23 protein-coding genes and 1 tRNA gene are annotated in these 21,768 nt (G+C 71.2%); 10 read left to right on the forward strand and 14 right to left on the reverse strand.

Translation table 11 applies throughout. The annotated features are described in order from the left end of the window. Positions 1 to 9: 9 nt before the first annotated feature. The gene (locus ABIA36_RS15880; protein WP_369963501.1) at positions 10 to 216 is read left to right on the forward strand and encodes a DUF6186 family protein; all 207 of its coding nucleotides are present in this window, start codon (positions 10 to 12) and stop codon (positions 214 to 216) included. Here the strand turns inward: ABIA36_RS15880 and ABIA36_RS15885 are convergent, their stop codons facing one another. Then, on the reverse strand, positions 217 to 1,554 hold the full coding sequence (locus ABIA36_RS15885) for an LCP family protein (protein ID WP_369963502.1): 1,338 nt from the start codon (positions 1,552 to 1,554) through the stop codon (positions 217 to 219). It lies immediately after the preceding gene. Positions 1,555 to 1,734: 180 nt separating this feature from the next. Here ABIA36_RS15885 and ABIA36_RS15890 point away from each other — a divergent pair, with 180 nt between their 5' ends. From ABIA36_RS15890 to ABIA36_RS15925, 8 genes are all read left to right on the forward strand, one after another. Beyond that, a complete protein-coding gene (locus ABIA36_RS15890; RefSeq protein ID WP_369963503.1) occupies positions 1,735 to 3,099 on the forward strand; it encodes a hypothetical protein in 1,365 nt (454 codons plus the stop codon). Between the two features lie 236 nt (positions 3,100 to 3,335). Continuing rightward, positions 3,336 to 4,001, forward strand: coding sequence for a hypothetical protein (locus ABIA36_RS15895; protein WP_369963504.1), 666 nt, complete (start codon positions 3,336 to 3,338; stop codon positions 3,999 to 4,001). 4 nt (positions 4,002 to 4,005) lie between these two features. Continuing rightward, positions 4,006 to 4,593: a hypothetical protein gene (locus tag ABIA36_RS15900; RefSeq protein ID WP_369963505.1), complete on the forward strand. Its 588-nt coding sequence runs from the start codon at positions 4,006 to 4,008 to the stop codon at positions 4,591 to 4,593. Further along, positions 4,590 to 5,219, forward strand: a complete 630-nt coding sequence (locus tag ABIA36_RS15905; RefSeq protein ID WP_369963506.1) for a hypothetical protein — start codon at positions 4,590 to 4,592, stop codon at positions 5,217 to 5,219. The genes ABIA36_RS15900 and ABIA36_RS15905 overlap by 4 nt, the downstream gene beginning before the upstream one ends. Continuing rightward, positions 5,216 to 5,773 (forward strand): hypothetical protein, encoded by a 558-nt coding sequence (locus tag ABIA36_RS15910; protein WP_369963507.1) that lies wholly within the window; start codon positions 5,216 to 5,218, stop codon positions 5,771 to 5,773. The genes ABIA36_RS15905 and ABIA36_RS15910 overlap by 4 nt, the downstream gene beginning before the upstream one ends. After that, a complete protein-coding gene (locus tag ABIA36_RS15915; RefSeq protein WP_369963508.1) occupies positions 5,770 to 7,242 on the forward strand; it encodes a hypothetical protein in 1,473 nt (490 codons plus the stop codon). The genes ABIA36_RS15910 and ABIA36_RS15915 overlap by 4 nt, the downstream gene beginning before the upstream one ends. Next, complete coding sequence (locus tag ABIA36_RS15920; RefSeq protein ID WP_369963509.1) at positions 7,239 to 7,925, forward strand: hypothetical protein; 687 nt, start codon at positions 7,239 to 7,241, stop codon at positions 7,923 to 7,925. Before ABIA36_RS15915 ends, ABIA36_RS15920 begins: the two co-directional genes overlap by 4 nt. Next, positions 7,906 to 8,466 (forward strand): signal peptidase I, encoded by a 561-nt coding sequence (locus ABIA36_RS15925; protein ID WP_369963510.1) that lies wholly within the window; start codon positions 7,906 to 7,908, stop codon positions 8,464 to 8,466. Before ABIA36_RS15920 ends, ABIA36_RS15925 begins: the two co-directional genes overlap by 20 nt. Positions 8,467 to 8,556: 90 nt before the next feature. On the opposite strand, the gene ABIA36_RS15930 is transcribed toward ABIA36_RS15925, so the two are convergent. From ABIA36_RS15930 to rplU, 12 genes are all read right to left on the reverse strand, one after another. Then, positions 8,557 to 9,564, reverse strand: coding sequence for an acetamidase/formamidase family protein (locus ABIA36_RS15930; protein WP_369963511.1), 1,008 nt, complete (start codon positions 9,562 to 9,564; stop codon positions 8,557 to 8,559). A gap of 1 nt (position 9,565) precedes the next feature. Beyond that, positions 9,566 to 10,990: an APC family permease gene (locus ABIA36_RS15935; protein WP_369963512.1), complete on the reverse strand. Its 1,425-nt coding sequence runs from the start codon at positions 10,988 to 10,990 to the stop codon at positions 9,566 to 9,568. Between the two features lie 261 nt (positions 10,991 to 11,251). Beyond that, positions 11,252 to 11,327: transfer RNA gene (locus ABIA36_RS15940), tRNA-Ala, on the reverse strand. A 109-nt stretch (positions 11,328 to 11,436) separates the two neighbouring features. After that, positions 11,437 to 11,811, reverse strand: a complete 375-nt coding sequence (rsfS, locus tag ABIA36_RS15945) for a ribosome silencing factor (RefSeq protein WP_369963513.1) — start codon at positions 11,809 to 11,811, stop codon at positions 11,437 to 11,439. Between the two features lie 55 nt (positions 11,812 to 11,866). Beyond that, positions 11,867 to 13,150: a hypothetical protein gene (locus ABIA36_RS15950; protein WP_369963514.1), complete on the reverse strand. Its 1,284-nt coding sequence runs from the start codon at positions 13,148 to 13,150 to the stop codon at positions 11,867 to 11,869. Continuing rightward, positions 13,147 to 13,749 carry a nicotinate-nucleotide adenylyltransferase gene (gene nadD / locus ABIA36_RS15955; protein ID WP_369963515.1) on the reverse strand — a complete coding sequence of 201 codons (603 nt, stop codon included), beginning with the start codon at positions 13,747 to 13,749 and terminating at the stop codon, positions 13,147 to 13,149. The genes ABIA36_RS15950 and nadD overlap by 4 nt, the downstream gene beginning before the upstream one ends. 25 nt (positions 13,750 to 13,774) lie before the next feature. Beyond that, positions 13,775 to 14,017: a hypothetical protein gene (locus tag ABIA36_RS15960; RefSeq protein ID WP_369963516.1), complete on the reverse strand. Its 243-nt coding sequence runs from the start codon at positions 14,015 to 14,017 to the stop codon at positions 13,775 to 13,777. A 77-nt stretch (positions 14,018 to 14,094) separates the two neighbouring features. After that, on the reverse strand, positions 14,095 to 15,363 hold the full coding sequence (locus ABIA36_RS15965; protein WP_369963517.1) for a glutamate-5-semialdehyde dehydrogenase: 1,269 nt from the start codon (positions 15,361 to 15,363) through the stop codon (positions 14,095 to 14,097). A gap of 9 nt (positions 15,364 to 15,372) precedes the next feature. Beyond that, the gene (gene proB, locus ABIA36_RS15970; protein WP_369963518.1) at positions 15,373 to 16,227 is read right to left on the reverse strand and encodes a glutamate 5-kinase; all 855 of its coding nucleotides are present in this window, start codon (positions 16,225 to 16,227) and stop codon (positions 15,373 to 15,375) included. Then, positions 16,227 to 17,792 carry a GTPase ObgE gene (gene obgE, locus ABIA36_RS15975; protein WP_369963519.1) on the reverse strand — a complete coding sequence of 522 codons (1,566 nt, stop codon included), beginning with the start codon at positions 17,790 to 17,792 and terminating at the stop codon, positions 16,227 to 16,229. The genes proB and obgE overlap by 1 nt, the downstream gene beginning before the upstream one ends. An 80-nt stretch (positions 17,793 to 17,872) precedes the next feature. After that, positions 17,873 to 18,130, reverse strand: coding sequence for a 50S ribosomal protein L27 (gene rpmA, locus ABIA36_RS15980; RefSeq protein ID WP_369963520.1), 258 nt, complete (start codon positions 18,128 to 18,130; stop codon positions 17,873 to 17,875). 29 nt (positions 18,131 to 18,159) lie between these two features. After that, positions 18,160 to 18,468 (reverse strand): 50S ribosomal protein L21, encoded by a 309-nt coding sequence (gene rplU / locus ABIA36_RS15985; RefSeq protein ID WP_369963521.1) that lies wholly within the window; start codon positions 18,466 to 18,468, stop codon positions 18,160 to 18,162. Between the two features lie 257 nt (positions 18,469 to 18,725). On the opposite strand from rplU, the gene ABIA36_RS15990 reads away from it, so the two are divergent. Then, positions 18,726 to 19,001: a DUF4031 domain-containing protein gene (locus ABIA36_RS15990; protein ID WP_369963522.1), complete on the forward strand. Its 276-nt coding sequence runs from the start codon at positions 18,726 to 18,728 to the stop codon at positions 18,999 to 19,001. A 34-nt stretch (positions 19,002 to 19,035) separates the two neighbouring features. Here ABIA36_RS15990 and ABIA36_RS15995 read toward each other — a convergent pair whose 3' ends face one another. Further along, complete coding sequence (locus tag ABIA36_RS15995; RefSeq protein ID WP_369963523.1) at positions 19,036 to 21,633, reverse strand: Rne/Rng family ribonuclease; 2,598 nt, start codon at positions 21,631 to 21,633, stop codon at positions 19,036 to 19,038. Positions 21,634 to 21,768 lie beyond the last annotated feature (135 nt).

A 21,768-nucleotide genomic window follows, 5' to 3' on the forward strand; every position in this document is an offset into this window, starting at 1 on the left:
GAGGTCCGCGTGAGGTGGGTCACGATCGGCGGCTTCGTGCTGTGCGGCCTCCTGATCGTCGCGCTCGTCGTCCAGTCCCGGCGCCGCCCCGAGCGGATCGCACCGCTCGGCAGCCTCCTCGACCGCGTCATGGCCGACCGGACGGCGCGGGTCACCATCCTGCTGTTCTGGTGGTGGATCGGGTGGCACTTCCTGGTCGTGCCGCCCACGGTGTGACTAGTTGTTGCCCTTCGTGCAGGTCTGCTGCGCGGCCGTCTGGCCGGTGACGGTGGAGGGCAGCTCGACCGAGCCCGACGCGTTCGTGGGCGCGGGGGTGCCGGTGCCGGTCGGGCTGCTCGGGATGGTGGGGGCGGGCGACGCGGTCGCACTCGGCGGCGTCGTCGGCATCGGGCCCGGCGTCGGCGTCGCCGTCGCGTTCGGGTCCTCCGCCGCACGCCCGGTCGTGCCGGTGAGCGCCACCGGCTGGTCGTTGACCAGCGCGTTGTTCACCGCGGTGGAGGCCTCGTCGTCCGGGATGACGCGGTTGGGGTTGTCCGGGTCCGCCACCGCGGGGTACTGCAGGAAGACCATGTTCTGCAGTCCGGTGTCCTTGAGGGCGAGCGCGATCTCCACCAGCGTGGTCGGGTTGGTGAGCGTCTGAGACGGCGTGACGTTCTGGACGGCCGCCTTGGCGAGCGCGTAGAGCTGCACCGGGTTGCCGAGCACACCCCCGCTGACGATCTTGCGCGCGAGCGCGGACAGGAACACCTGCTGGTTGGAGATGCGGCCGAGGTCGCTGCCGTCGCCGACGCCGTGCCGGCTGCGCAGGAACGAGAGCGCCTGGTCCCCGACGAGCGTGTTCTCACCCGCCGGGAGGTCGAGCGGCGGGTTGGTGTAGTCGTCCTTCACCTTCGAGGCCAGGCAGACCGTCACGCCGCCCACCGCCGTGGACATCGCGCTCACGCCGTCGAAGTTGATGACCGCTCCGAACGGGATGTCCACGCCGGTGAGCTTCTCGACCGTCAGCACGACGCAGGCGAGGCCGCCGCGCGACAGCGTCGTGTTGAACTGCGCGTAGGAGGACCCGCTGACCGTGTCCTTGCCGTCCGGGGTCGGGCAGGTCGGGATGCGCACCATGAGGTCGCGCGGGAAGCTGATCACCATCATGCTCTTGTGGTCCTGCGCGATGTGCAGCAGCATCGTGACGTCGTTGTTGCCCGCACCCGAACTGGCGTCCTGCTCCGCGGCGGAGTTGTAGACGCCGCCGAGACCGCTCCGGGTGTCGGTCCCCGCCAACAGCAGGTTGACTCCGCCCGGGATGGCCCCCACATTCGGGATGTCCTGCGGGGCGGCCGTGTGCCCCGGCAGCGCGACCAGGGTGACACCGTGCTTCACCGAGCGGGCGACATCCCACACCGCGTACGCGGTCAGCGAGAAGCCACTGACGACGGCGATCGCGACGACGCCGGCCAGCAGCTTGAGGACGGACGCGAGGAGCCTGCGCTGGGGCAGTCTCCCGTGCCGCACCGGCGCAGGCCCGCGCGCGCGCTGCTGACGGCGAGGCAGGTCGGTCATAGCGGGTCCCCCGGGCGGTTCGACGAACAGAACTGGGTGAATCCTAAGCGATGGCCGATTCCGGGTGGGTGCGGGGCGCGCGCGGTCCGTGGATGCGGCCGCCCGGATCCGCCGCTGGGATGACGAGGGTCGGCGCCGCGACGGACGACGGACCCCGCGAGCATCCGGTGAACTGGTCGGATGGTCTCACAGCGTCGCCGTTTCGCGGCCGGCGCGGCGCTGGTGTGCGTCGCCGCCCTCGTCTCGTCCATCCTCGCGGGTTGCTCCTTCGTGTCCGAGCCTCCGGAGCCGCTCGTCCGGGAGGCCGCGAAGGTCGCGTCCGACCTGCGGAAGCAGCCGGGCGTCGCGTCCGCGCGCTCGGACGTCTCGGAAGGGAGCTGGCGCCACCCGCACCAGCGGTTCGTCTCCCTCGGCGTGACGCTGCGCGACGCCGGCGGCCTCGCGGGCCCTGCCACGAAGGCGGCCACCACTGTCGACGGCGCGACGTTCGCGCAGGCCACGGACGTGACCCTCGACGTCATCGTCCCCGGCGGACCCGGCCTCGCCCCGGTGTCGATCGAGGACTCGCGCGGTCACCGGGACGGAGCAGGCCTCCCCGCTGCCGTGGCCGCCGCTGACGCCCTGCGGCGACTGCCCACTGTGGCGGGCGCCACCCTCTCGTGGTCGACCGCGTCGGTGCGCATGGCCGCGGTCACCGCGGCGGGCCCGACCCCGCTCGCCGACACAGCGGCGTCCCTCCGCGGCCTCGACGGTTTCGGGACGGGGCGACTCTCCGCGGTCGAGGTGGACTGGCCGCTTGGGGGATCCGAGCGCTCTGCCGCCGTGGAGGTCGCCGCCGAGGTTCCGCTCGACCCGCTCATCGCAACCCTGGAGGAGCTCTCCCGCCGGCCGGACGTCTCGAGGATCGCCTACCGGGAGCAGCGGTCGGAGGACCGGCCGCACCTCGACATCGAGACCGGACGCCCCGAGGCGGTCGCGGACCTCCTCGCCGCCGTCGTGGACCCCGCCGCGGACCGCCTCGAGCTGCCGCGGACCGCGTTCGTCGTCCACGCCGCCGCCGCCGACCGCAGCGTGACGGGCTTCGTCGGACTCCCGCTCGGCGCTGCGACCCCGGAACCCGACTGGAGGGCCGTCGACGATCCGCCCCTCCCCGCAGAGGAAGCCGCCGGGATCCGCAGCGACTATGAGGCAGGGATCCGTGCCTTCCTGATGGAGACGGCCGTCCTCGGGAAGCGCGCTGGCGGCCCTCCACCGGACGCCGACCCCACCACCTGCGCGACGGCGGACGACGGAAGCGTCCACTGCGACCTGCTGCTCCCGCTCTGGCACGAACCCGGTGCGACCGAGGAATACGTGGAGGCCCGGTATGCGTCCATCACCGCGGCGTGGCGGCGTGCCGGGCTGAGCCCGAGCGAACGGGCGCTCGGCACGGAGATCTGGACTCCCGGCGCGGGCTACTCCGGACCGCCTGGGATCGAGCTCGCGCGCCTGCGCGGCACCACCGACGGCATCCGCATCGACGTGAGCTCCTCGAATGTGAGGTGATGCGCCTCTGGCGCGTCGGATCGCCGAAATGAGCGAGGAGTGACCCCGCCGACGACCGGGCGACACGCCGCCGGACGGAGGGGGTGAAAGCTCAGACGATTCGGCGCCTCAGACGGCTCTCGCGGCGACGCGGTCGGGCGAGAATCCCGTGCCCGGCGGCGAAACACGACGCGACCCCGGTGCTAGGGTCACGACCCTGAAGACGGCGAGGCCGTCCGAGACCCCAAGGGAGAGCAATGACGCAGGAAGCCGCCGCGCCCGAGAAGCGCGGCATGTCCAGGAGAACCAAGGCGGTGATCGGCCTCGGGGCCGTCGTCGCGATCGCCGCCGGCGTCACCGCCGCCGCCTTCACCGATTTCGCGAACCTCAACCTCGGGGCGAACGGGATCGGCGCCGATCAGTACAACATCCAGGTCGTCGACACCGACCCGGTCACCGGCGCGCAGATCCCCGGCTCGTGGCAGGAGGCCGACACCCCCGCCGGAGCTCCCATCGAGATCGTCGGAGCGAACACGATCTTCCCGGGCAGCGCACCGATCTCGGTCGACATCCCCGTCCGGAACGCGTCCGCGACGCTGAACTCGACCCTCTCGCTCGGACTCGTGCAGCTCCCGGACAGCGGGGCGGACGTCACCGACCCGAACTACCTGTCCAGCCTGAGGTTCGACGTCTCGATGCCGGCCACCTCGCTCGGCGCCACGCCGATCAGCGTCACCGACCAGACGTACGCCCAGCTCAGCTCGCTGACGCTCAACGGCCTCGCGGCCGGCGAGGTGTCGGACGTGACGATCTCGGTGCGGCTGCTCACCCAGGCGGAGTCCGGGGCCTCGTTCACCGACAACAGCCTCAACGGCATGAAGGCGTTCATCCAGGCCCAGTTCAACGGTACGTCGACTCCCTGATCCGATGACCTCGAGCCCCGTGCGCACGCGTCGGCGGTGGCGTCGGCCGGCACTGTCCGCTGCGGGAGTCTGCGTCGCCCTCGGCGTCGCCGTCACCGCAGCCAGCACAGTGAACTGGTCCGACGTCATCGTCGCGCTGGACGGCACCGACAACACCTTCGACCTGCAGGTCGCGGGCAGCGACGTGCCCGGCTGGCAGCCGGCCCCCGCCGAATGGCAGCAGGGCCGTCCCGACCCCGTGGTGGTCGCGCTGCCGGCGACGGTGCTCGAGCCGGGCACCTCGGTGCAGGCCCGCGTCGCCGTGCGCAACAACAGCCCGAGACTGGCCGGATCGATCAGCGTCCACCTGATCGATCCGGCCGCCCAGAACCCGCTGTTCCCCGAACTGCGGTTCACCATCTCCGAGGGAGGCCATGTGTACGCGGCCGCAGTACCGCCGACCGGCGCGGCGGACATCCCGCTCACCGGGGCCACGGCGCCGGGCGCGGACCGGGTGCTGGACGTCGAGGTCACCCTGCCGGCCGACGCTCCGGCCTCGGTGAACGGCACGACGACCCCCATCCAGCTCATGTTCACCGGGGCGAGCCTGTGAGCGGGCGCCGCGTCCGTTCCCTCGGCGGGCGGCCGGGGCCCGGTGCGCTGGCCGCCACCGGCCTCCTGAGCCTGAGCGTCATCCTCGGCCTCTCGGCGATCGGCACCACCTCCGCCGCCTTCACCGACCAGTCGGCGCCGGGCCTCGGGACGAACGGCGCCATCGGCGGCAGCTACAACATCGCGTTCCTCGACGCGGGAGGCGCCGTCCAGGAGGGCAACCCCACCCCGTTCGCGCTCGACAGCTCCGGCAGCGGCACCATCACCTTCGACGCCTCCGCGCACGTCGACATGCAGGTCGTGACGACGACGGCCGCCACCGGGCCCGTGCACGTCACGCTCTCCAACGCGTACCCCGGCAGCCGGCCGACCGACCCGGGAGGCACGGGCCCTGGCGCCGACCCCTACGACTACGCCCTCTACACGGTCACCGTCGACGGGACCGCGGTCGTGACGGCCGCGACTGCCGCGGCGATCGACGCGTCCCCGCCTGTCCTCACCGGCTGGACCCAGTCCGTGCCGAAGACCGTCGAGGTGCAGGTGACTCTGCCGCACGCGGTCGGCAACCCCTACATCTTCAACCGGACGCTCGTGCTCGGTGTCCGGTTCGACGGGAGCACCTCGTGAGGAGAGCCGCCATCGTCGCCGCCGCCGTGCTGCTCGGGCTCTGCGGAGTCCAGCCCGCCGCCGCCGCGGGACCCGCTCAGCTCTTGACCGTGCAGATGCCGGGCCCGGGCCACCAGACGGCGTGGGCCGCCACGGTGCAGAACCCCGCAACGTCCGCCGCGACGGTCTACCTCGAGGTGCTCGACGTCTCCGGCGCTGCGGCCACGATCGACGACACGCTCCAGGTCAGTGTCCGGGTGGACGGGACGACCGTCATCCCGCAGACCCCCCTGCGCGGGCTGATCGGCGGCGCCCCCGTGCGGCTCGGCACCGTCACCGGAGGCGGCACGAAGTCGGTGTCCGGCGACGTCGTCCTCCAAGCCGCCGCCGGCAACGAGTACCAGGGGCGGAGCGCACAACTCACCATCCGGCTCAGCTCGCTGGAGGCCGCGCCGACGCCACCGCCGCTCGCCGACACCGGCCTCACGGTGCTCGGCGTCGGCGTCCCTCTCGCCCTCATCGGCGCGGGCATCCTGCTCCGTCTCCGACGACGAAAGCCGAGTGAACAGCCATGAACAGACGCGCACTGAGACGGACGGGTCGTCGCGTCGCCGCCGCGCTGGCGCTCGTGGCCGTCGCGGTCGTGCCCCTGGCCGCCGTGCCGACCACCACCGCCGCCTACACCGACACCGCCCGGGCGGAGACGTCCCCGACCGTCAGCCCGCTGCTCACCCGGACGGCGCGGATGGTCCCGACGGACACGTACCTGGCCAACACGGCGACCGCCCTCCAGGACGACGGGACGCTGTGGGTCTGGGGCTTCCGCGGCAACGGGCTGGCCGGGAACGGCACGTTGACCGTCGCGTCCAACGCGGCGCCGACGCCCGTCATCCTGCCGAACGACGGCTACACCGGCCCGAACCACCGGTACATCGTGAAGGTCGCCGGAACCAGCCTCGACAACTACTACCCCACCACCATCGCCAACACCGGGCTGGCGGCGCTCTCCGACGACGGACAGGTCTACACCTGGGGCGGAAACAACAGCAACAACGTGATGGGTCGGCCGGGCACGCCGATCCCGTACACGCAGCCGGGCCCGGTCTCGATCCCGGGGACGGTCGTCGACCTCCGCTCGTCGTCCGGCGTCTTCATGGCGCTGACCAGCACCGGGGACCTCTACACCTGGGGCTACGCGCAGGCTCGCGGGATCACCGGTCAGGGCACGGCGACGGCGTCCTCACCCACGCCGTCGCTGATCATGTCCGGCGTGCATAGCATCGGGGCCGGGATGTGGAACGGCTGGGCCATCCGCGGGAACTTCGACGCCAACGACTCGACCACGGGCGTGTTCTGGTGGGGCTGGGCCAACGCCGGGGCGTCGTACGCGTCGGATCCGTCCGGGGACAACCTGGGGACCAACCGGAACGCGCCGTACCGGTCGACCTTCCTGTCGCCCTTCGCGCAGTCCGGGTGCGACGCGGTCGGCGTCGTCATGGGCTCCCCCGGCGACGCGTGCACGATCACCTCGCTCACCGGCCACTACTTCGGCAACCAGCTCGTCTTCGACGGCGGCCACCTGGTCACCTGGGGCGACGCGTCCAACTACGGCACCGGGCGACCATACGTCTCCGGAGTGGCCAGCGCCACGCCGATCGCGCTGACGCTGCCGAACGACGATCCGGTCAAATCGGTCGCGCCCAGCCAGGACTACGTCCAGGTGCTCGGCGAGTCCGGCCAGGTCTACGTCTACGGCCGCTACGCCTTCGGCCGCGGCCCGGACCCCGCCCTCGGCACGCCGTCGACAACGAACCAGGTCACCCCCGTGCAGCTCGCCCCGCTCGGCAGCAGCGTGACCGCCATCGGCGCGTTCGGGTACTCCGGCACGGCGCTGAACGCCGACGGATCGTTCGTCAACTGGGGCGGGGGCACGGGGGGCGGCAACAACAACACGTACTACTCGATCATCAACGACTGGGCCAACAACACCGTCCCGACGAACGCGGTCCAAGGGCTGACGACGATGATTCCGCCGGGGTCGTGATGAAGCACAGGAAGACACCACGCAGGCGGATCGCCCTCGCCACCATCGCCGGCGGCACGATCGCGCTCACTGCCGCGCTCTTCACGGTCGGCCAGACCATGAGCGCCTTCACCGACCAGGCCGGCCTGAATGCCGGACCCGACGGCGTCGGCGGCGCGACCTTCGACATCGTGTCCGTCCTCCCGGACGGGAACGTGGCCGAGGCCCGCCCCGGGCAGGGAGTCACCGTCCCGATCGCCGGGGACGACAGCTTCGTCCCCGGCCGTTCGGTGACGGTGGACCTCGGCGTCGCCAACAACTCCCCGCAGCTCGCCGCCGCCCTCACGGTGACCGTCAAGCCGTCGGACGCGGCCGGCACCGGACAGGTCGGCAGCAGCCCGAACATCACGCCGTTCCTGCGCGTTACCGTCGTCGACACGACGACCGGCGCGCTCCTGGTCGGCGGCAGTGCCACCGACCCCAGCCAGGGCGCCACGGTCGCGGCCGCGACGGGCGTACTGGGACGCCTGCCCGCGCGCGGAGCGCCGGCCCTGGCCGACGGCGCCGCGTGGGTGGCCGGGAACGCCGGCAGCCGCCACGACCTCAGCGTCACCCTCTTCTATGTCGACACCCCGGAGACCGCCGCCTACAACGGTGGCCAGACCGCCTTGGAGGTGGAGTTCGATGGCGCCTCGACGCCCTGACAGCCCTCGTCGTTCCCTGTGGCAGTGGCTCGGCTCGGCCCTGCTCACCGTCTCCGCGATCCTGGGCGCCGTCGCGATCGTGACCGTCGCCGTCTGCGCGGTCTTCGGCCTCCGCCCGGTCGTCGTGATCTCCGGTTCGATGGAGCCCACGCTGCCGGTCGGCTCGCTGGTCTTCTACCGCACCGTCCCCGCGGCGGACGTGGTGAAGGGAGACATCGTGACGGTCCCCCGCCAGGACGGCGGCACGGGCCTCATCACGCACCGGGTGAAGGAGGTCACCACGAAGGGCGATGTGACCACACTGCGCCTGAAGGGCGACGCCAACGCGACCCCGGACCCGTTGCCGTACGTAGTGTCCTCGGTCGGCAGCTTCGTCGGCGTCATCCCGGTGGCCGGCACGATCGCGCTCGCCGCCCGGACGCCGCTGGGGATCGCGGCCGTGGCGACGTACGTGGCGGCGCTGGTCGCTGTGATCGTGTTCGGGCGGCGGCGGCCCGCGGCGCGGAAACGTCGGCAGGCGGGACACCTGCCCGCCGAGTGAGCGGTCCACCCCAGAGGGGTCGCAACACGCCGTCATCCGCAGACCGAAACGGCGTGTTGCGACCCCTGTCGAACTCCGGGCGCGACGAGGTCAGCGGGTCAGGTACGCCTCGGCCGCGGCGCGCAGCCGCTGGTGGACGCCGCCGTACGCCTTCGCGGCCCCGAGCGCCCACGTCGGCAGCTTGGCCACCATCGTGTAGTTGGGGTCGCAGACGTTCGCGGCGGGTGCCAGTCCGAGCTGGCTGACCAGCTGATAGGCGTCGAGAGTGTCGAGCCCGGTGAGGTCGCTGGTCCAGTCGACGAGTTCCTTCTGGCTGATCCGGTAGGCGTCCTCCAACGGCCGGGTGGAGCCGGTGGTCATGATGAAGTCGTCGCTCTCGATCCGCGGCCACGCCGGGGCGCCGCCCTTGACCAGGTCGATGGCGATGACGGTGTTCATGGCGCACTCGAGGCCGGTTCCGCAGACTTCGCCCTCGCCCTGGCGGGCGTGCCCGTCGCCGATGGAGAGCAACGCGCCCGGCACGTTCACCGGCAGGTAGAGCGTGGCTCCGGCCCGCACCTCGGGCGTGTCCATGTTTCCGCCGTAGGTGGACGGGGTGACCACGAGGCGGGTCTCGCCGCCGGCGGGTGCGACCCCGACCGTTCCGTGCATCGGGTCGAGCGGGAGGCGCAGCGTGTGATCGCTGCGCCGGGCGCGGAACGTGGCCGTCCCCGAATCCAGGTCGAGGTCGTAGAACCACACTCGTTCCTCCAGCGGCGCCGCGAGCATCGCCGTCTCGTGGGTGGGAGTGAGCGCCCCGAAGTGCGGGAAGGTGGACGAGATCGCGGTGGACCGTGCCGGCACGATGGACACGAAGTGCACGGCGAGCAGGTCGCCGACCTCCGCACCGGCCACCTCGATCGGACCCGACACCGGGTTGAGTTCGGAGAACGGGACCACCTCGCTGGGAAGCTGGTCCTGATGGGTCACCCGGCCACCGAAGCAGTCCTCGGTGCTGACCTTCACGATGTCGCCGGGCTTCACGCTGAGCCGCGGCGCAACGCCGCCGAACACGTAGGAGTACTCCCCCGGGGACGGTTTCAGTTCGTGGATCGCCATGTCAGCGGGCCTCCTCTGTCTCGACGGCGGGTGCGGTCGCGGTCGGGTCGGTCATCCGCCCGGTCGTCTTCAGGACCACAGCGACGACGATACCGACGACAAGCCACGCGATCCCGAGGACCTGCGCGGCGATGCTGGCGTTGATGATCACCGCGATCAGGATCCCGAGGCCGAGCAGCGGCAGCACGAGGTGGACGAACCACCTGCGCGACCTCTGTCGCACGATGAACCACCAGACCACCGCGACGTTCAGCAGCGAGAACTCCGTCAGCGCTCCGAAGTTCACCAGCGTGGAGATCTCGGTGAGACCGTTCGGCTGGGTCACCAGGAAGAGCCCGAGCGCCAGCGAGATGCCCGCCACGACGAAGGTCGCGTTCGCGGGGACCTTCCGCTTCGGGTGGATCGTGCTGAGGAACCGAGGCAGTTGCCGGTCGCGCGCCATCGCGAACAGCAGGCGCGAGGTCGCGGCCTGCGCGACGAGCGCGTTGGCGAAGCCCCACGCGACGGCGGTCGCCGCGGCGGTGAGGACGAACAGGAACGGTCCGCCGGCATTCCTCGACGCCTCGTAGAACGCGGTCCCGGCCGGGTCGCCCTTCGCGATGAGCTGTGCTGGGTCCGGGACGAGCATCGACGCCACCCAGGTCTGCACCACGAAGAGGACCCCGACCAGGAGCAGGGCGAAGATCATGGATCGGCCGAGCGAGCGTGTCGACCCGGCGTTCTCCTCCGCGAGCGTGGAGATGCCGTCGAACCCGAGGAACGAGAGCACGGCGATGGAAACCGCCCCGAAGATCAGCCCCCAGTTGAAGGTGTGGGCGTCGAAGAAGGCGTCGAAGCTGAACTGGCCCTGCCCGTTGGCGACCGCCGTGATCCCGATCACGAGGAACACGCCGAGCACGAGCAGCTCGAGCACGAGCATGACCTTGTTGACCCGCGCGGTGAACTCGATGCCGAGGTAGTTGACGACGGTGTTGAGCACCACGAACGCCACCAACCATGCCCACAGCGGGATGTCCGGAAGCATCCCGTTCATCGCGATCGCGGCCGCTAAGTACAACAGTGACGGGATCAGGATGTAATCGAGCAGGATCATCCACCCGGCCACGAAACCGAGGGCTCGGGCGATGCCGCGGCCGACGTAGGTGTAGACCGAGCCGGACATCGGGAACGCCTTGACCATCTGGGCGTACGAGTTCGCGGTGCACATCATCGCGAGCATCCCCACGATGTACGCCATCGCGACCATCCCGCCGGACGCCTGGAACACACTGCCGAAGATCGCGAACGGCGCGATCGGCACCATGAAGATCAGACCGTAGACGAGGAGGTCCGCGAAGGTGAGCTTGCGCTGCAACTCCTGCTGGTAGCCGAAGTCTTCGATGGCGCCAGGGGCCTGGTCGTCGCGGCCGTGCGCTGCGCCGCTCACCTCGCGAAGTCCGGAACGGGTGCGCGACCGACGAGGGTCTGGGACATGGCGGTCTCCTGTCTCGAAAAGGGCAGCATCTCAGAGATGATCGACCGCTGAAGCGATGGCGACGTCGATACCCCGGTCCCGGGCGTCGCCTCCATCCGAGGAATCACCCGCGGGCCTGAGCATCCCTCCGGCGGAGCGTCGGGGGCGGTGTGGCGCTGATGACCGTACACACGAAAGAAGCCGGCTTCCGAGGAAGCCGGCTTCTGTGTTCTTTGGTGGATCTGAGGGGACTCGAACCCCTGACCCCCTGCATGCCATGCAGGTGCGCTACCAGCTGCGCCACAGACCCATGTTCGGTTTTCGTTCACCGGGTCTCCCCGGGCAACTCATCAAGCGTACTACACGCGGACGGCGCAACGTAAATCGGCCGTGCAGCCCGGGCGTGTGCGCGTGGGCCGCTACTCCGCCGTGTGGACGGGGAGCTCGAGCGGGAGGACCGGGCAGTCCTTCCAGAGACGCTCGAGGGCGTAGTACATGCGGTCCTCCTCGTGGAAGACGTGCACCACCAGGTCGCCGAAGTCGAGGAGGATCCAGCGGCCCTCCGACTTGCCCTCGCGGCGTAGCGTGCGCACGCCGGCGTCGTTGAGGCGGTCCTCCACCTCGGAGGCGATCGCGATCACGTTGCGCTCGACCGAGCCGGACACCAGGAGGAACGCATCCGTCAGCGGCAGCGGGCCGGAGACGTCGAGCGCCACGAGGTCGACGCCGCCCTTAGAGTCGGCGGCCTCCGCTGCGAGCTGGAGGATTTCCCGGGCGTGCGGGGATGCGGTCACAGAGAGTCCTTCGGAAGAGTGCGGGTCGAGAAGAGGCGTGCGCGGATCATCGGAGTCAGAACACGTGGAGCACGTACGCCGCGATCAGCAGGCCGATCACACTGACGGCGAGCACGCCCGCGGTCACCATGAGCACGACGGGGAGGGCGTTGCCACGCTTCTTCGGCGGGGCGATCACGCCACGCGTCGACGTGTGCGTGCTGATGGCGCGCGAGGCGCGCACCGGCGCGACCTCGGAAGTGTTGAACTCGTTCTCCTCGCTGTCGAGCAGCCGGTCGATGTCGGAGGAGTCGATGCGGTCGTGGGCGCCGGTCGAGCCGAGCGTCCGCGGGAGGTCGATCGAGCCGGTGACGAGGATCTCGCCGGTGCTGGTCAGCGGACCGGTCGCGTCCGCCTGCGGCAGCGACGGGAGGATCAGCGCGTTGGTCGTGGTGGCCGCGGTCGAGTGGCCGACGTTGCGGGAGGTGATCGGCTCGGAGCCGTCCTCCAGCTCGGCCGCCATCGACCAGTGACCGGTCGGCGGGGTGAACGGACGGCGCTCCTGAGCGGAGGTGTCCGCCTCGGCGGGCGCAGCGGCGGCGGCGGGCGCCGGGGCAGCAGAAGCGGGGGCGGCCGGAGCCGCCTGAGCCGCAGCCTGGGACCCGAAGCCGGTGAAGACGGAGGCCGGCGACGACGTCACTGCCGTCTCGTCCCGCTGCGCAGCGGCGGCGGGCGCCCCCTCGTCGGTGAACGTCACCGGGATGATCGGCTCGGCGATGGCCGGCGAGTGGTTCGCCTGCTGGTTCGCCGCCTGGGCCTGGAGCATCGCGCGGAGCTCGCGACGGGTGAGCGTGCGGTCGCCGCCCGCATCGGACTCGTCGTCCGACGTCGACGACGCAGGAGCGGTGCTCTGCGGCGAGGTCGCGCGGACCGGAGCCGCCGAGGAACCGGGCAGCACGGAGACCGGCTGCGTCACCGGCTCCGGCTTGGAGGAGTCCGGCGCCTGCCTGAACAGGTCGAACGAGGAAGCGTCGGCGCTGGGGTCGGCGGCCGGGCGCTTCGGGGCGGTGAACAGCAGGTTGTCGAAGCTGCCGCCCGACGAGACGCCGGGCTCGGCGAACGCCGACGCGGGGATGGCGGGAGCCTGCTCCTCAGCCGGGGTCTGGGCGGTGGCGACGGCGTCGTCGGCAACGGCGCCGGGGGTCGAGGACGTCTCGGGGATCTCCCCCGCCGGGGTCGACTGGGAGGTGCCCGCGCGCCGCGCCGCTTGACGCGCCGCCGTACGTTCACTTTCCCTGGCCTGTCGCCGTGTCTGCGGCGGCTGGCTCGCTTCCGCTGGCTGTTCAGGCCATGACGTCATTCCGCGCTCCGATACAAGTGATGTTTGGAGATGTACTGGACCACCCCGTCGGGGACGAGGTACCAGACGGGGAATCCCCTGCTCACCCGGCTCCGGCAGTCGGTGGACGAGATCGCCAGGGCCGGAACTTCCAACAAGCTTACGTCCTGTTTCGGCAATCCAGAAATATTGAGGTCGTGTCCCGGGCGACTCACAGCAACGAAGTGCGCGAGCTTCCAGAGCTCGTCGATATCGCGCCAGCTCAGGATCTGCGCGATGGCGTCGGCGCCGGTGATGAAGAACAGTTCGGCGTCCGGCCGCTCCTGCCGCAGATCGCGGAGGGTGTCGATCGTGTACGTGGGCCCGACCCGGTCGACGTCGACCCGGCTGACGGTGAACCGCGGGTTGGAGGCTGTCGCGATCACCGTCATCAGGTACCGGTGCTCGGCGGGCGTGACCTCACCCTTCTGCCACGGCCGGCCGGTGGGCACGAAGACGACCTCGTCCAGGTCGAACGACTGCGCGACCTCGCTCGCGGCCACCAGGTGGCCGTGATGGATCGGATCGAACGTCCCACCCATCACGCCGATGCGCGGGCGGCTCTTCTCGGTCAGCTGCATGTATGGGCGGCGGGCGCGGGAGGCCTCAGTGCCCCTGGGTCGGGTGACCGGTGCCGTGGTGGGTGGCGCCAGGGGCCGCAGCGTGCGACGCGGCGTCGGGAGTCGAGCGGTGGGCGTGGCGGTTGGCCACGTCGCGGAAGCTGAACATGACACCGAGCAGGCACAGGAAGGTGACGATCGCGATCGTGCCGTAGGCCCAGGTGGGCATGGGCAGATCGACGTGGGTCTCCGCCGCCGCGGCGGCGATGATGGTCGTCAACTGGGACATCGGTGGTGTTCCTTTCGGGGCGTTGCGGCGCGAGGCCGTTCCCCAGTCTAGTGGTGGAGCATGCGTCTAGCGGTGGCTCACGCGCGGATCTGGCCGGACCCGCGGACGACCCACTTGGTGCTGGTCAGCTCGGGGAGCCCCATCGGGCCGCGCGCGTGCAGCTTCTGGGTCGAGATGCCGACCTCCGCGCCGAAGCCGAACTCGCCGCCGTCGGTGAACCGGGTCGAGGCGTTGACCATGACGACGGCCGAGTCGACCTCCGCGAGGAAGCGCTCTGCGTTGCCGAGGTCGTTGGTGACGATCGCCTCGGTGTGCTGCGTGGAGTAGCGGCGGATGTGCGCGATCGCGGCGTCCAGGTCGTCCACGACCCGCACCGAGATGTCGAGGCTCATGTGCTCGGTCGCGTAGTCCTCGTCCGTCACGGGGACACCATCCGGCGCGTACGGCAGCGCGGTCTCGTCGGCGTGGATGGTGACGCCGGCCTCGGCGAGGGAGCCGAGCACGGGGGGCAGCAGGCGCGCGGCGGCGTTCCGGTGCACCAGCAGGGTCTCGACGGCGTTGCAGACGCTGGGACGCTGCACCTTGGCGTTGCGCACGATGTCGACGGCCCAGTCCTCGCGCGCGCTCTCGTCGAGCACGATGTGCACGACCCCGGCGCCGGTCTCGATCACCGGGACGCTCGACTGGGTGACGACGGCCTGGATGAGGTCGGCGCTCCCCCGCGGGATCAGCACGTCGACCAGGCCGCGGGCGCGCATCAGCTCGTTCGCGCCGTCGCGGCCGAACTCGTCGATGGTCTGAGCGGCGTCGGCGGGGAGGCCGGCGCTCGCGAGCGCGTCGCGGACGACCTCCACGAGCACGGCGTTGGTGTTGAGAGCGGCCGTGCCGCCGCGCAGGACGACCGCGTTGCCGCTCTTGATCGCGAGCGACGCGATGTCGATGGTGACGTTCGGCCGGGCCTCGTAGATGGCTCCGACGACGCCGAAGGGCACGCGGGTCTGGGCGATCTTCACGCCGTTGGGGAGATCGCTGCCGCGCACCACCTGGCCGACCGGGTCGGTCAGGCCGACGACCTCCAGCACCGCGTCCGCGAGGCTCTGCAGCCGGGACGGGTTCAGGGTCAGCCGGTCGAGGAGGCCTGCGGAGAGCCCGTTCTCACGGCCGTTGGCGAGGTCGAGCTCGTTCGCGGCGAGGATGCTCCGCTCCGCCGCGACGACGCCCTCTGCGATCGCGCGCAGCGCCGCGTTCTTCTGCTCGGTCGTCGCGGTCGCCAGCGGCAGCGACGCGGCCTTGGCGGCGGCGAGACGGTTGGCGAGCGAGACGGGTGAGGCGACGGTCGAGGACATGGGCCAAGTCTAGGCCGTGGCGGCGGCCTCGGCGTCGGCGTCCTGCCCCGCAGCCGGCCGCGCGACGTCGGCGTCGACCGCGCTCGGCGACGGCGCGAACCACGTTCCGACTGCCTCGCCGCGCAGCGCCTCCGAGACGAGCGTCGTCGCCGTGAGAATGACGGCCGTCCCGCGCTCCGCGGCCTGCCGGGCGGCCGACACCTTGGTCAGCGCTCCCCCGGTGCCGACACCGGAGAGGCCCGTCGAGCCGATCTCCACGCCCGCGAGCTCGTCGCCCCAGTCCACGTGCGCGATGCGCTCGGCGCCGGGCTCCTGTGGAGGCTTCGTGTAGAGCGCGTCGACGTCCGAGAGCAGCACGAGCAGGTCGGCCTCCACCAGCAGGGCCACCAGCGCGGCCAGCCGGTCGTTGTCGCCGAAACGGATCTCGTGCGTCGCCACGGTGTCGTTCTCGTTGACGATTGGCAGGATGCGCAGGTCGAGCAACCGCTCCATCGCGCGCTTGGCGTTGCTGCGGTGGGTCGGGTTCTCCATGTCGCCCGCCGTCAGCAGCACCTGGCCGGCGACGATCTCGTAGCGGTCCAGGCTGTCCTGGTACCGGTAGATGAGCACGTTCTGCCCGACCGCAGCAGCGGCCTGCTGGGTGGCCAGGTCGGTCGGGCGCCCATCCAGCGACAGGTACGGAATGCCCGTCGCGATGGCTCCGGACGAGACCAGGATGACCTGCGAGCCACGACCGTGCGCCTCGGCCAGGGCGTCGACGAGCGGGGCGATCTGCCCCGCGTTGTCGCCGCTGATCGACGAGGAGCCGACCTTGACGACGATGCGTCGGGCAGTGGGGACCTGGGCGCGCTCGTCGATCGTCATTACCGGCCCGTCTCCTCGCCCTCGCTCCGGGATCCGGAGTCCTGACCGTCGTAGTCGTCGTAGTCGTCGTCCTGCCAGAGCCCGGCCTCCTTCTCGCGGAGGAGCTCGGCGCGGGCCTCGGCCTTGCCGTCCATCCGGTCGAAGTAGTCCTCGCGGCGCTGCGCGCGGGTGGGTCGGGCGTTCACGTCGATGCGGGCGTCCGTTCCGCGCGGCGAGGTCATCAGCTCGGCGGTGGAGGTCAGCGTCGGCTCCCAGTCGAACACCACGCCGTTGTCGCGGCCGATGACGACCGTGGAGCCGGCGACGGCGCCCGCGGTGAAGAGGCGGTCCTCGACGCCGAGCTTGGCGAGCCGGTCGGCGAGGTAGCCGACGGCCTCGTCGTTGGCGAAGTCGGTCTGGGCGACCCAGCGCTCGGGCTTCGCGCCCAGGATGCGGTACACGGGGCCGTCCGAGCCGCCCTCGACCTTGACGGTGAAGCCGGCGTCGTCCACGGCCTTGGGCCGGATGACGATGCGCGGACGGATCTCGGCCTCGGCGGCCTCGGCCTTCCTGGCCTCCTCGACCAGCTCGGCCAGCGCGAACGACAGCGCGCGCAGACCCTCGTGGCTGACCGTGGAGATCTCGAACACGCGGTAGCCGCGCGCCTCCAGGTCGCCACGGACGAAGTCGGCGAGCTCGCGGGCGTCGGGGACGTCGATCTTGTTGAGCGCGATGAGCTGCGGGCGCTCCAGCAGCGGCACCTGGCCCTCCGGCACCGGGTAGGCCGCCAGCTCGCTGCGGATGACCTCCAGGTCGCTCAGCGGGTCGCGGCCGGGCTCCAGTGTCGCGCAGTCGAGCACGTGCAGGAGCGCGGAGCAGCGCTCAACGTGCCGGAGGAACTCCAGGCCGAGGCCGCGGCCCTCGCTCGCGCCCTCGATGAGGCCGGGGACGTCGGCGACCGTGTAGCGCACGTCGCCCGCCTGGACGACCCCGAGGTTCGGGTGCAGCGTGGTGAAGGGGTAGTCGGCGATCTTCGGCTTCGCGGCCGAGAGCGCGGCGATGAGGCTGGACTTGCCGGCCGACGGATAGCCGACGAGCGCGACGTCGGCGACGGTCTTCAGCTCCAGGAGGATGTCGCCCTCCCAGCCGGGAGTGCCGAGCAGCGCGAAACCGGGCGCCTTGCGCTTGGTGGTCGCGAGGGCGGCGTTGCCGAGGCCGCCGAGACCGCCCGCGGCCGCGACGAAGCGCATGCCAGGCTCGGTCAGGTCGACGAGCTCCTCGCCGTCGGCCGACTTGACGACGGTGCCGACCGGGACGGGAAGCTCCAGCTCGCCGCCGGTGTGGCCGCTGCGGTGGTCGCCCATCCCGAAGCCGCCGTTCTCGCTGGCACGGTGCGGGTGCCGGTGGTAGCCGAGCAGGGTGGTGACCTGCGGGTCGGCGACCAGCACGATGTCGCCACCGTTTCCGCCGTTGCCGCCGTCGGGTCCGGCGAGCGGCTTGAACTTCTCGCGGCGGACCGAGACGCACCCGTTTCCGCCGTTGCCCGCGCGCAGATGCAGTGTCACGCGATCCACGAACGTGGCCATGGGTGCTCCTCAAATTTGGTGAAACGACGGATGGGCGGGCCGAAGCCCGCCCATCCGTGGAAGTGCTGTCGTGGGGAGGCTCAGGCCTCGACGGCGACGATGTTGACGACCTTGCGGCCGCCCTTGGTGCCGAACTCGACCGCGCCCGCCTCGAGGGCGAACAGCGTGTCGTCGCCACCGCGGCCGACGTTGGCGCCCGGGTGGAAGTGCGTGCCGCGCTGGCGGACCAGGATCTCGCCGGCGTTGACGGTCTGGCCGCCGAAGCGCTTCACGCCGAGACGCTGCGCGTTGGAGTCACGACCGTTGCGAGTGGAGCTCGCGCCCTTTTTGTGTGCCATGTCTTCTTCTCCTCGAGAGGTTCTGTCGGCTACTTGATGCCGGTGATCTTGACGCGCGTGAGCTCCTGACGGTGGCCCTGGCGCTTCTTGTAGCCGGTCTTGTTCTTGAACTTCTGGATGACGATCTTCGGCCCGCGCAGGTCGTTCAGGACCTCGGCGGTCACCTTCACCTTGGCGAGGGACTTCGCGTCAGAGGTGATCTTGTCACCGTCGACGAGCAGGACGGCGGCCAGCTCGACGTTGCCGTCCTTGTCGGCCTTGATGCGGTCCATCGTCACGATGGTGCCGACCTCGACCTTCTCCTGCCGGCCACCGGCGCGCACAACTGCGTAAACCACTTTCACGTACCTTTTCGTCGGGGATCAGCTCCCGGCGATGCCGTGGATCTGTCCTGCTCTTGTTTGTTCAGGGAGTTACTGGTGAGCTCGCGCCCGCCGATGGCGGCGGGTGGCTCTCAGAAAACCGTGGAGGTGCACCAGCCTACCGGCACACACCAACGGTCAACTTTACCCGACGCCGCACGACCCGTCAATTCAGCGAGGGAGCGCCGGGACCGACCGGAACCCTGGACGGGACCGGTTCCTACAATCATTGTATGACGGTCCTGATCGATCCCCCGGCATGGCCCGCCCACGGCATGTTGTGGTCGCACCTGGTCAGCGACGCGTCGCTGGACGAGCTGCACGCGTTCGCGGCCGCAGCGGACGTGCCGGCGCGCGCGTTCGACCTCGACCACTACGACGTGCCGGAGCGCCGCTACGACGAGCTCGTGGCGGCAGGGGCGGTGGCGGTCGGCGGCAAAGAGCTGGTGTCCCGGCTCATCGCCAGCGGCTTGCGCGTGCGGGCGCGCGACCGCGGACGCCGTCACTGACCTGCGGTCGGTGACGGCGCCCGTCGGAGGCGTCTCAGCCCTCGCGCTGTCCGTCCGCGCTCTGTGCGCCCGGGATCTGGCCGCCGGTGATGACGGCCGTGCTCGCGCGGCGGCCACGGCTGCGGCCCTGGCCCGGCGCCTTCGGCTGCGGGAGGGCGTCCAGCACGGAGTCGAGCAGGAGCTCGGTCTCCACGGCCGTCGCCACCGGGGCGTGCTCCACAGGAGCGGAGGGCTCGGGCAGCTCGATGACCGGGAAGTCGAGGTGCGGGTGCTCGTCGGCTGCCGGAGCGGCGGGAGCGGACTCCTGGACAGCGGCCTGCTCGCTCGCGGGCTCCGCCGCCGGCGACTCGGCCGGCGACTCGGCCGGCGACGGGGCCGGACGCTCGTCGCGCGGGCCCTTCCCCTTGCGGCGGCGCTTCTTCGGCGCGGCGTCGGCGGTCGCCTCGGGAGCCTGTGCGCCCGCGGCGGTCTCGGCGGCCGGCGCGGCCTCCCCCTCGTGGTGCGGGTGGATGGTCGAGGCCGCGATCTGCGCGAGCGCGTTCTTGGCGTCGTCGGTGATCGCGTGCGTGCCGGTGGTGTGCGGGGCGCTCGGCTGCTGCTGACCGCCGCCGTTGCCGGTGCCGGCGTTGCCGCCGCGGCCGCGACGGCGCTCGGTCTGCGGTTGCTGCTGCGGCTGGCGGTGCTTCACGACGGGGTCGTGATGCACGATCACGCCGCGGCCCGCGCAGACCTCGCACGCCTCGCTGAAGGTCTCCAGGAGGCCGAGGCCCAGCTTCTTGCGGGTCATCTGCACGAGACCGAGCGAGGTGACCTCCGCCACCTGGTGCTTGGTCCGGTCGCGGCTCAGGCACTCGATCAGGCGGCGCAGCACCAGGTCGCGGTTCGACTCCAGCACCATGTCGATGAAGTCGACCACGATGATGCCGCCGATGTCGCGCAGCCGGAGCTGGCGGACGATCTCCTCCGCGGCCTCCAGGTTGTTCTTAGTGACGGTCTCCTCGAGGTTGCCGCCCGAGCCGACGAACTTGCCGGTGTTGACGTCGACCACGGTCATCGCCTCGGTGCGGTCGATGACCAGCGAGCCGCCGGAGGGCAGCCAGACCTTGCGCTCCAGCGCCTTCTCGATCTGCTCGGTGATGCGGTACTCGTCGAACGCGTCCCGGTCGCCGGTGTAGGCCTCCACGCGGTCGATCAGGTCGGGAGCGACCTGGCGCAGGTAGGCCTCGATGGTCTGGCGCGCGTCGTCGCCGGCGATGACCAGCTTCTGGAAGTCCTCGTTGAAGACGTCGCGGATGATCTTGATCAGCAGGTCCGGCTCGCTGTGCAGGAGCGCGGGCGCCGACTGCGTCTCGACCTGGCGGCTGATGTCGGCCCACTGCGCCGTCAGTCGGGTGACGTCGAGGGTGAGTTGCTCCTCGGTGGCGCCCTCGGCCGCCGTGCGCACGATGACGCCGGCGTTCTCCGGGAGGACCTCTTTGAGGATCTTCTTGAGGCGCGAGCGCTCGGTGTCGGGCAGCTTGCGGCTGATCCCGTTCATGGAGCCGTTCGGCACGTAGACGAGGTAGCGGCCGGGCAGCGAGATCTGGCTGGTCAGGCGTGCGCCCTTGTGGCCGACCGGGTCCTTGGTGACCTGGACGAGCACGCGGTCGCCCGCCTTGAGGGCGAGCTCGATGCGGCGCGGCTGGTTGCCGGTCTCCACGGCGTCCCAGTCGACCTCGCCGGAGTAGAGCACGGCGTTACGGCCGCGGCCGATGTCGACGAAGGCCGCCTCCATGCTCGGCAGCACGTTCTGCACGCGGCCGAGGTAGACGTTGCCGATGAGGGAGGCCTCCTGCGACCGGGCGACGTAGTGCTCGACCAGGACCTTGTCCTCGAGGACGCCGATCTGGATACGGCCACCCTTGGAGCGGACGACCATCTGCCGGTCGACCGACTCACGGCGGGCCAGGAACTCGGCCTCGGTGATGACCGGGCGGCGGCGGCCGGCGTCGCGCCCGTCGCGGCGGCGCTGCTTCTTGGCCTCCAAGCGGGTCGAGCCCTTGACCTTCTGCGGCTCGGTGATCAGCTCCGGCTCGCGGGGCGTCCGCACCTTGACCACGGTGTTCGCCGGGTCGTTGGCCTCGGGGCGGCCGTTCTCGCCCGCGCGGCGGCGGGAGCGCCGGCGCACGGCGGCGGTCGGCTCCTCGTCCGGGAGCGGGGGCAGCGGCACGATGTCCGGGGCCTGGAACAGCAGCGTGGTCGGCGGCAGGCCGGGGATGGCCGCGCCGGCCGGCTCCTCCTCGTCGCCGTGACGCTCGGGAAGCGCGGGAGGCTCGTGGCCGTCCGCCGCGAGCGTCGCGACGTCGACGGCGGACTCCGCGGGCTCGGTGGTCTCCTCGGTGACGGCGACGGTCAGGTCGGCCGCCGCTGCGGCGTCCTGACCGGGCGCGACGTCCTCCCCGGCGGGCGCGCCGCCCACCTGCTCGGCGGCGACCTCCTGCTCGGCGATCTCGCGCTCACCGGCGAACACCGGCGTCTCAGCGGTCCCGGCGGGACGGGTCACCCGTCTGCTGCCGAAGATCCCCCGGCGCCTGCGGCCTCCCGTTCCCTGCTCGTTGCTGTTCGTGCTGTCGATATTCTCGTTTTCCACCATCGCTGGTGCACTCCTCGACCGGTGGCGGCAACCCGCTCACCGGGTACTCTCCGTCGGAGGCGCCGCTCGGCGCCTGCCGTAATCCTGGCTCGGACTGCCGGTGCTCGAGGCACCCGCGTCCGGCTCTCCCTTGTC

This window comes from Leifsonia sp. EB34 (assembly GCF_041260585.1).
Taxonomy (GTDB): domain Bacteria; phylum Actinomycetota; class Actinomycetes; order Actinomycetales; family Microbacteriaceae; genus Leifsonia.

Coding starts and splice junctions, on each gene's coding strand:
- nadD (WP_369963515.1), bottom strand. CDS start 13,749: ATGCAGCTGACCGAGAAGAGCCGCCCGCGCATCGGCGTGATGGGTGGG.
- ABIA36_RS15895 (WP_369963504.1), top strand. CDS start 3,336: ATGACGCAGGAAGCCGCCGCGCCCGAGAAGCGCGGCATGTCCAGGAGA.
- proB (WP_369963518.1), bottom strand. CDS start 16,227: ATGACGATCGACGAGCGCGCCCAGGTCCCCACTGCCCGACGCATCGTC.
- ABIA36_RS15960 (WP_369963516.1), bottom strand. CDS start 14,017: ATGTCCCAGTTGACGACCATCATCGCCGCCGCGGCGGCGGAGACCCAC.
- ABIA36_RS15965 (WP_369963517.1), bottom strand. CDS start 15,363: ATGTCCTCGACCGTCGCCTCACCCGTCTCGCTCGCCAACCGTCTCGCC.
- ABIA36_RS15890 (WP_369963503.1), top strand. CDS start 1,735: ATGGTCTCACAGCGTCGCCGTTTCGCGGCCGGCGCGGCGCTGGTGTGC.
- ABIA36_RS15990 (WP_369963522.1), top strand. CDS start 18,726: ATGACGGTCCTGATCGATCCCCCGGCATGGCCCGCCCACGGCATGTTG.
- rpmA (WP_369963520.1), bottom strand. CDS start 18,130: ATGGCACACAAAAAGGGCGCGAGCTCCACTCGCAACGGTCGTGACTCC.
- ABIA36_RS15995 (WP_369963523.1), bottom strand. CDS start 21,633: ATGGTGGAAAACGAGAATATCGACAGCACGAACAGCAACGAGCAGGGA.
- ABIA36_RS15915 (WP_369963508.1), top strand. CDS start 5,770: ATGAACAGACGCGCACTGAGACGGACGGGTCGTCGCGTCGCCGCCGCG.
- ABIA36_RS15930 (WP_369963511.1), bottom strand. CDS start 9,564: ATGGCGATCCACGAACTGAAACCGTCCCCGGGGGAGTACTCCTACGTG.
- ABIA36_RS15885 (WP_369963502.1), bottom strand. CDS start 1,554: ATGACCGACCTGCCTCGCCGTCAGCAGCGCGCGCGCGGGCCTGCGCCG.
- ABIA36_RS15950 (WP_369963514.1), bottom strand. CDS start 13,150: ATGACGTCATGGCCTGAACAGCCAGCGGAAGCGAGCCAGCCGCCGCAG.
- ABIA36_RS15900 (WP_369963505.1), top strand. CDS start 4,006: ATGACCTCGAGCCCCGTGCGCACGCGTCGGCGGTGGCGTCGGCCGGCA.
- ABIA36_RS15925 (WP_369963510.1), top strand. CDS start 7,906: ATGGCGCCTCGACGCCCTGACAGCCCTCGTCGTTCCCTGTGGCAGTGG.
- obgE (WP_369963519.1), bottom strand. CDS start 17,792: ATGGCCACGTTCGTGGATCGCGTGACACTGCATCTGCGCGCGGGCAAC.